The organism is Faecalitalea cylindroides, assembly GCF_028321995.1.
Classification (GTDB): Bacteria; Bacillota_I; Bacilli_A; order Erysipelotrichales; family Erysipelotrichaceae; genus Faecalitalea; species Faecalitalea cylindroides.
This window is the reverse complement of the sequence record NZ_JAQLXG010000009.1, coordinates 72,599-79,619: the sequence shown is the minus strand read 5'-3', so window position 1 is coordinate 79,619 and position 7,021 is coordinate 72,599. Positions and strand designations below refer to the sequence as shown.

Below are 7,021 nucleotides of genomic sequence, written 5' to 3'. Positions count from 1 at the left end.
AGACAAAAAGGACTGGAGTTTCCATTTAAGGAATTCCAGTCCTTTTTTAGATCTAACTTTTAACTGTTAGACCCCCTATGAGCATATGGCGGAGAGTATGAGATTCGAACTCATGGTAGCTTTCACTACACAGCCTTTCCAAGACTGCACCTTAAACCACTCGGACAACTCTCCAAGCTTTAATATAGTACTAAATTAGAATTTTTCTGTCAACAAAAACATAAAAAGCCATGATAGACAGGATTTTTTAATTTCCTCTATCATGGCTTTTTCTTAAAACATATTTTGAATCGTATCTAAGACTTCTTCAAATCCAATCTTTTCTGTACTTGAAACACCATGTACTTGTTTTAACGGGATTTGTAAACACTGTGAAATGTTTTTTAGAGCTTTTATTCGTTTTGTCTTAGGTACTTTATCGATCTTAGTCGCAACAATGACAATAGGAATCGATACTTCTTTAAAAAAATCAATCATCTCTTTATCATCTTTGGTAGGATCATGTCGTGCATCAATAAGTTGAACAACGCACTTGATCTGTTCTCTCTCATTGAAGTATTCATCCATCATATGCCCAAGTTTTTCTAAACTTGATTTAGACATTTTCGCATACCCATATCCTGGCACATCGACAAGCATCCATGTTTGATCAATATCAAAGAAATTTAATAATCTTGTTTTTCCAGGAGTGCTTCCTACATAAGCGAGTTTTTTTCGATTTGTTAAAGCATTGATAAAACTTGATTTTCCTACATTACTGCGACCAACAACAACTACTTCTGGTAATGTGGTTTCTGGCCATTCAGATTTTTGAGTGGCTGAAGTAACAAACTGTGCGATCATCTTACTGTACCAAAGCTGCGTTCAAAACTTGTTTAACAGTCGAAACAGGAATAAAATGCACAGATTCCTTTACTTCTTCTGGAATATCATCCAAATCTTTCACATTGCCTTTTGGAATCAAGATCGTATCAATTCCACTTCGATGTGCTGCCAGTGATTTTTCTTTCAAGCCACCAATTGGAAGTACATTTCCACGTAGTGTCACTTCACCAGTCATAGCCAAATTAGCTTTTACTGGAATTTCTGAGAAACAAGATACTAAAGCTGTTGTCATTGTAACACCAGCACTTGGCCCATCTTTAGGAACTGCTCCTTCAGGAACATGAATGTGAACGTCCATTTTTTCAAACATCTTAGGATCGATCTTATATTCTTTGGCATGTGCACGAATAAAGTCTAGGGCAATGCTAGCACTTTCTTTCATGACATCTCCTAATTGACCTGTTAAGATCAAGTTTCCTTTACCTTCAAATTTATTTGCTTCAATTTGAAGAATGTCTCCACCAAAACTAGTATAAGCTAATCCAGTAACTGTACCAACCTGATCTTTTTTCTCTTTCTTTCCGTATTCTACTTTTTCATTACCTAACCATTCTTTAATTAGTTTCTTAGAAATAGTAATGGATTTCTTTTTGTCTTTTAAGATAGCCAATACCGTTTTACGACAAATTGTTGCGATCGTTCTTTCTAGCTGACGCACACCGGCTTCGCGTGTATAGTAACGAATCAAGTATAAGATCATGTCATCAGATATTTTCAACTGAGATGGTTTTAAACCATTTTCCAACAATTGTTTTGGTAATAAATGCTGTCTTGCGATATTGACTTTCTCAATATCTGTATAACTTGAAAGCTCAATGATCTCCAATCGATCACGTAATGCAGGTGGAATGTTTTCCAAATAGTTTGCGGTAGCGATAAACAAGACCTTAGAAAGATCATAAGCTTCTTCAATGTAGTGATCTGAAAATAGGCTGTTCTGTTCAGGATCCAATACTTCTAGCATTGCACTGGATGGATCTCCTTTGTAGTCACTAGCCATTTTATCCAATTCATCGATCAAAAACACTGGATTGATCGTACCAGCTTTTTTCATACCTTGAATGATACGTCCAGGTAAAGCACCTAGATATGTTCGACGATGGCCACGAATTTCTGCTTCATCACGAACACCACCTAAAGACATCTTAACAAATTTTCTTCCTAATGCTCTAGCTACGCTTTTCGCAAGAGATGTCTTACCGACACCAGGAGGGCCAACTAAACAAATAATTGGTGCTTTTAAAGAATTAGTCATTTGTTTTACCGCAAGGTATTCCATGATACGTTCTTTAACTTTTTTCAAGCCATAATGATCCGCATCTAAAATATCCTGAGCAGCGCTTAGATCTTCATTATCCTGTGTTGTCTGCCACCAAGGAAGATCCATTAACCAATCAATGTATGTTTTGATGACACCCGTTTCTCCACTTGCCATTGGAAGCATTTCGTAACGAGCTAATTCTTCTTTTACTTTTTTCTTTATATAGTCAGGGTATGGATTTTCATCCAGGCGTTTACGAATCTGTTCTGCATCTTTATCCTGCTCAACAACATCGCCCAATTCTTCACGAATCGCATGCATTTTTTCACGTAGATAATAATCTTTTTGACCTTGATCTATACGTTCTTTGACCGTTTCATTGATTTTCTGTTCTACTTCTGACATGCGTTTTTCTTTTTCCATATCAGCCAATAACATTTCTAAACGATCATTAATACCAAGTGTTTCAAGATACTCTTGTTTTCTTTCTGTTAATAAAGGAAATGTTTGAACCGCTTTATCACTTAATACATCGGCTCCAATTCCTTTAGAAAGTTCGATCATCAATTCCTTTGATAAGAACTTTTCAACATGTGGTAAAGCTTCAAAAGCACCGGCAATCATTCGAACCAATGCAACTTCTTCCACTTCATCTTGACGATAGCTATGCAAGATATCTACCGTACCCATATCACTTAAAGAACCTTTTGACCATTCTTTTAATTCTACACGGTCTAATCCTCTAAATTTAATACGTAAGAAATTTTCAAATTTACGTACATGACGAATTTCGCATAATGTTCCAACATGATAAATATCATCGAATGTTGGATTTTCCTGTTGAAGTTTTACTTGAGAGAAAAGTACGACTTTGTCTTCGTAATTATCTCTGGCATTTTCCACAGCTTTTAAAGATGCTTCTCTTCCAACATCAATTACAATTTCCTGATCCGGGAAGATAATGACACCTTTGGTACATACTAAAGGATAAGTTTGAGACATTAGTATTCCCCCTTGTCTATTTATAAAAAAGACGCATAGCGCCTTTTTATTTTATATATTCTACTACTTTACTGACTCTTTAATCAACTCTAATGCTTTTTGTTGAGCTAAGTCATATTTTACGTTTTCTGGATTGATGATTCCTTTGATTTTTTCAACATCCATACCGTAAGTTTCAGACATCTGTTTGAATTCATTTTCAACAGCTTCATCATCGATTACGATGTTTTCTGCTTTAACGATTGCATCCAATACTAGACTTGCTTTTACATTCTGTTCTGCACTTGGACGCATTGTTTCTCTTAGCTGAGCTTCTGTCTGTCCTACAGCTTCAAGATACTGTTTAGCAGTAAATCCACTCTGCATCATACGGTTTTCAAAATTCTTATATTCACGATCGATCTGTGATTCGATCATTACTTCTGGAATTTCAACAGTAGCGTTTTCACAAACTTTTTCAATCAATGCATTAACGAAAGCATCTTCAGCTGATTTTTCTTTCTGCGCTTTTAGATCATCAGCTTTCTTTTCTTTGAACTGTTCAAGTGTTTCAACACCATCCATCTTTAATTTTTGAACTAATTCATCATTAGCTTCTGGAAGTTCTTTGTATTTGATATCGTGAACAGTAACTTTGAATGTTGCTTCCTGTCCCGCAAGATCTTTTGCCTGATAATCTTCAGGGAATGTAACAACTACATCTTTCTGATCTCCTGTTTTTACACCAACAAGCTGTTCTTCAAATCCTGGAATGAATGTTCCTGATCCCAATTCCAAAGGATAGTTTTCACCAGATCCACCTTCAAAGGCAACACCATCTTTTTCACCAACGAAATCGATTGTTACCTGGTCTTTTAACTGAGCTTCTTCATCTTCTTCACGAATTACCCAGTCAGCATAACGATTCTGGATACGTTCAACTTCTGCGTTGATATCTTCTTCAGTTACTTCCACTTCTTCTTTATGGATATCTAGGCCTTTATAATCTCCTAATGTCACTTCTGGAGAAACAACACAATTGAATGCCATGACAACTTTGTCATCATTTGCTTCTTTAATATCTAAAGTAGGGCGAGCTACCAATTCAAGTTTATTTTCATCGATACCATGAACTAAAGCTTCGTTTGCGATTTCTTCTGCAGCTTCAGCATATAATGCTTCTTTAGAAATCTGTTTTTTGATCAAAGCTTCTGGAACCTGTCCAGGACGGAACCCTTTGATATTAATACGTGATTTGATCTTTTTTAAAGCTTTATTCTGTGCTTTTTTCCAAGCATCACCTTCTACTGTTACTTCAAGAACACCAGTAGATTTTTCATTTAAAGTCCAGTTACTAGTCATCGTTATCTCCTCGTCTTTCAATTTCTAATGGCATATCAGCCACATCCTGCAACTCATGTATTTGTATAAAAGCTGCTAACTGGTCGGATTGTCCAAAGGCTTCCAACACCAATCTGACAATTGCTTTGGCCAGAACATAAGGATCCTGATCCATAAAATCAAATGGTCTAACTTCCAAAACTTCCTGCTCTAACAAACGATTACAGAAATTTTGAAAAGCTGGATTGTTGTTTGAAAACCATTGATCAAACAGTTCTCTAGCTCGAATCAATACATCGTCTTCATCTTTTGAAATGATCGAGCTTGGAATAAATGTTATTTCCAATCCGTTTTTGATCACTATATAAGAATCGTCGATCTTTTGTTCCATCAAACTTTCGATCAACTCTCCTTTATATTCATCAAGTAGCTTAGAATCTAGAAGAGTTTGAACCTCATCATGATAATTTCTTAGATTCAGATTTTGCAACAGTGAAACAGCTTTTTCCTGTTGTTGCAAACTTCCTTGGATCCATGCCTGTAATTGCTCATCATCGGCAGAACGAACCGGTCTATCCATGTGGCTCAGGCATTCTTTTTGATACTCTTCAAGAACCTCCATAGCTTCCTTGGGAACATATGGCAATTCTAATTCTTGATGAATCAAATCGTACGCTGTTTGATAACTTTTATCATCAATCTGTTTTTGAATCTCTTTTAATAAAGATAGATAATATGCGTTCACGTTACCTCCTAGCGAAACACGTTAAGTTTAACATAAAGTACCCCAATAATCAACGGATACCACTGCTTTTCAAGCGATGTTAAATAGTATATAATGACGATAACGAAAGGAGCAGTTATGAAGTCAAGATTAGGCAAACTATTTTTTTGTCTGATCATATGTTTTTTCTTTGGCAGTTCACTAACCGTTGTTAGAGCAAGCGAAGATACACTGGAAATCAATAATTACATTAACGACTATGCTAATTTAATTGATGAAGAAACAGAATCAAAGATGAATCAAGCTGGAAGTACACTGGAAGGAAACACAGGTGCGCAGGTTGTATTCATCACTGTAGATTCTTTAGAAGGACAGGATATTCGTCAAGTCGCTTACAAAACTTTTAATAAGTATGGCTTAGGTGATGAAAATCTTGATAATGGTATCTTATTTATCGTCAGCATGGAAGAAAAGGAACGATACATGGAAGTTGGAACAGGACTTGAAGGTACAATTACCGATATCGCAAGTCAACATCTACAAACCGACTACCTTGTTCCTCAATTTCAAGATGGCAACTATCAAAAAGGATTGGAAGACTTATACTATCAAATCATTGATGCCATCACCAATGGGATTGACAGTGGTGAATTAGATGCAGCTGCAAACACGAATCAGGAAGAAGAAAACGGATTTTTCAATTTGATCTTTACAATCATTTTGATTGCTATAATTCTGTTTATCTTATTTTATTACAGTTTCTCTGGTTCTTCGAATGTCGAAATTATCCTTAAACCAGGACAAAGATATAAACTAAATGTCAGAGGATATGATTTCAACGATGAAAGTATCCTCGTATCCAGCCAAGATCCATCAATTGTACAAGTTGAAGCGGATGGTTGGATCACTGGTGTATCCATTGGGAAAACTTTGATTACCTTGCAAAAACTAAATGAACATACAAAGAAACAAATCCCCGTTCACGTAACTCGCAGACCAAATTCCTCAAGACGAAACGATCGTACTTTAGAATACCTTTTATGGGGTTCTATGTTATCGAACCGACATAGATACACTTCTCATAGAAGCCGTGGCGGCTTCGGTGGTGGATTTGGTTCTGGCGGATTTGGTGGATTCTCCGGAGGCGGAGGTTCATCAAGAGGCGGAGGAGCTGGCGGAAGCTGGTAAGAAAGGATAAAAAATATGAATCAAACAAAAAAATTCCCTTTATGGGGAAAAATATTAATCGTTGTTGGTGTTATCGTAATTGCATTAGGTGCTATCTTTATTTCTCCTTACAATACAATGATTGAGAAAGAAGAAAATGTAACAACAATGCAGGCAAACATTCAAACTTCACTACAATCCAGACTTGATAAGATCAATGAACTCATGCCTAGTGTACAGGCCATTCTGGATCATGAAAGCGAAGTCTACAAAGATATTGCAGCTTTACGTAGCAACATGGAAGGTGTAGCTATTGACGAAGATGGAAATCTTACACTCGATTCCAATGCCACTACTTCTGATTTAGAACAAGCTGATGCTGCTTCAAGTCAGATTCTGCGCGATATCAATGTTGCAATTGAAGCTTATCCACAACTTCAAGCTCAAACAGTCATGCAGGATTTTATGACGAGTGTGGAAGGCATTGAAAATCGTCTAAGCGTTGCAAGAGATAATTACAATCAAGCTGTGCAGGATTACAACACATATGTAAGAAAATTCCCTAATAACATCATTGCAGGTATATTTGGTTTTTCTCCAAAAGAAAAATATCAAGCGAGTGATGAAGCTCAAGATGCACCAACAGTCGATTTTAACTAAAG

The 7,021-nt window shown here is 36.4% G+C and carries 6 protein-coding genes and 1 tRNA gene; 2 read left to right on the top strand and 5 right to left on the bottom strand.

The genetic code is table 11. The features are described 5' to 3' along the window. Positions 1-86 precede the first annotated feature (86 nt). The 5 genes from PND65_RS06355 to PND65_RS06335 all read right to left on the bottom strand — a co-directional run bounded on the left by PND65_RS06355 (position 87) and on the right by PND65_RS06335 (position 5,213). Positions 87-174 (bottom strand) — tRNA-Ser (locus tag PND65_RS06355). A gap of 99 nt (positions 175-273) precedes the next feature. Further along, positions 274-843, bottom strand: coding sequence for a ribosome biogenesis GTP-binding protein YihA/YsxC (gene yihA / locus PND65_RS06350; RefSeq protein WP_022355596.1), 570 nt, complete (start codon positions 841-843; stop codon positions 274-276). A gap of 1 nt (position 844) precedes the next feature. After that, positions 845-3,148: an endopeptidase La gene (gene lon, locus PND65_RS06345; RefSeq protein ID WP_022355597.1), complete on the bottom strand. Its 2,304-nt coding sequence runs from the start codon at positions 3,146-3,148 to the stop codon at positions 845-847. Positions 3,149-3,211: 63 nt separating this feature from the next. Further along, entirely contained in the window at positions 3,212-4,489 is a 1,278-nt protein-coding gene (tig, locus tag PND65_RS06340) for a trigger factor (protein WP_015535849.1), read from the bottom strand. Continuing rightward, positions 4,482-5,213 carry a DUF3196 family protein gene (locus PND65_RS06335; protein ID WP_022355598.1) on the bottom strand — a complete coding sequence of 244 codons (732 nt, stop codon included), beginning with the start codon at positions 5,211-5,213 and terminating at the stop codon, positions 4,482-4,484. The genes tig and PND65_RS06335 overlap by 8 nt, the downstream gene beginning before the upstream one ends. 117 nt (positions 5,214-5,330) lie before the next feature. Between PND65_RS06335 and PND65_RS06330 the strand changes: the two genes are divergently transcribed. Both PND65_RS06330 and PND65_RS06325 read left to right on the top strand, forming a co-directional pair. Next, a complete protein-coding gene (locus tag PND65_RS06330) occupies positions 5,331-6,380 on the top strand; it encodes a TPM domain-containing protein (RefSeq protein ID WP_015535850.1) in 1,050 nt (349 codons plus the stop codon). Positions 6,381-6,395: 15 nt separating this feature from the next. Then, on the top strand, positions 6,396-7,019 hold the full coding sequence (locus tag PND65_RS06325; protein WP_022355600.1) for a LemA family protein: 624 nt from the start codon (positions 6,396-6,398) through the stop codon (positions 7,017-7,019). Positions 7,020-7,021: the final 2 nt, after the last annotated feature.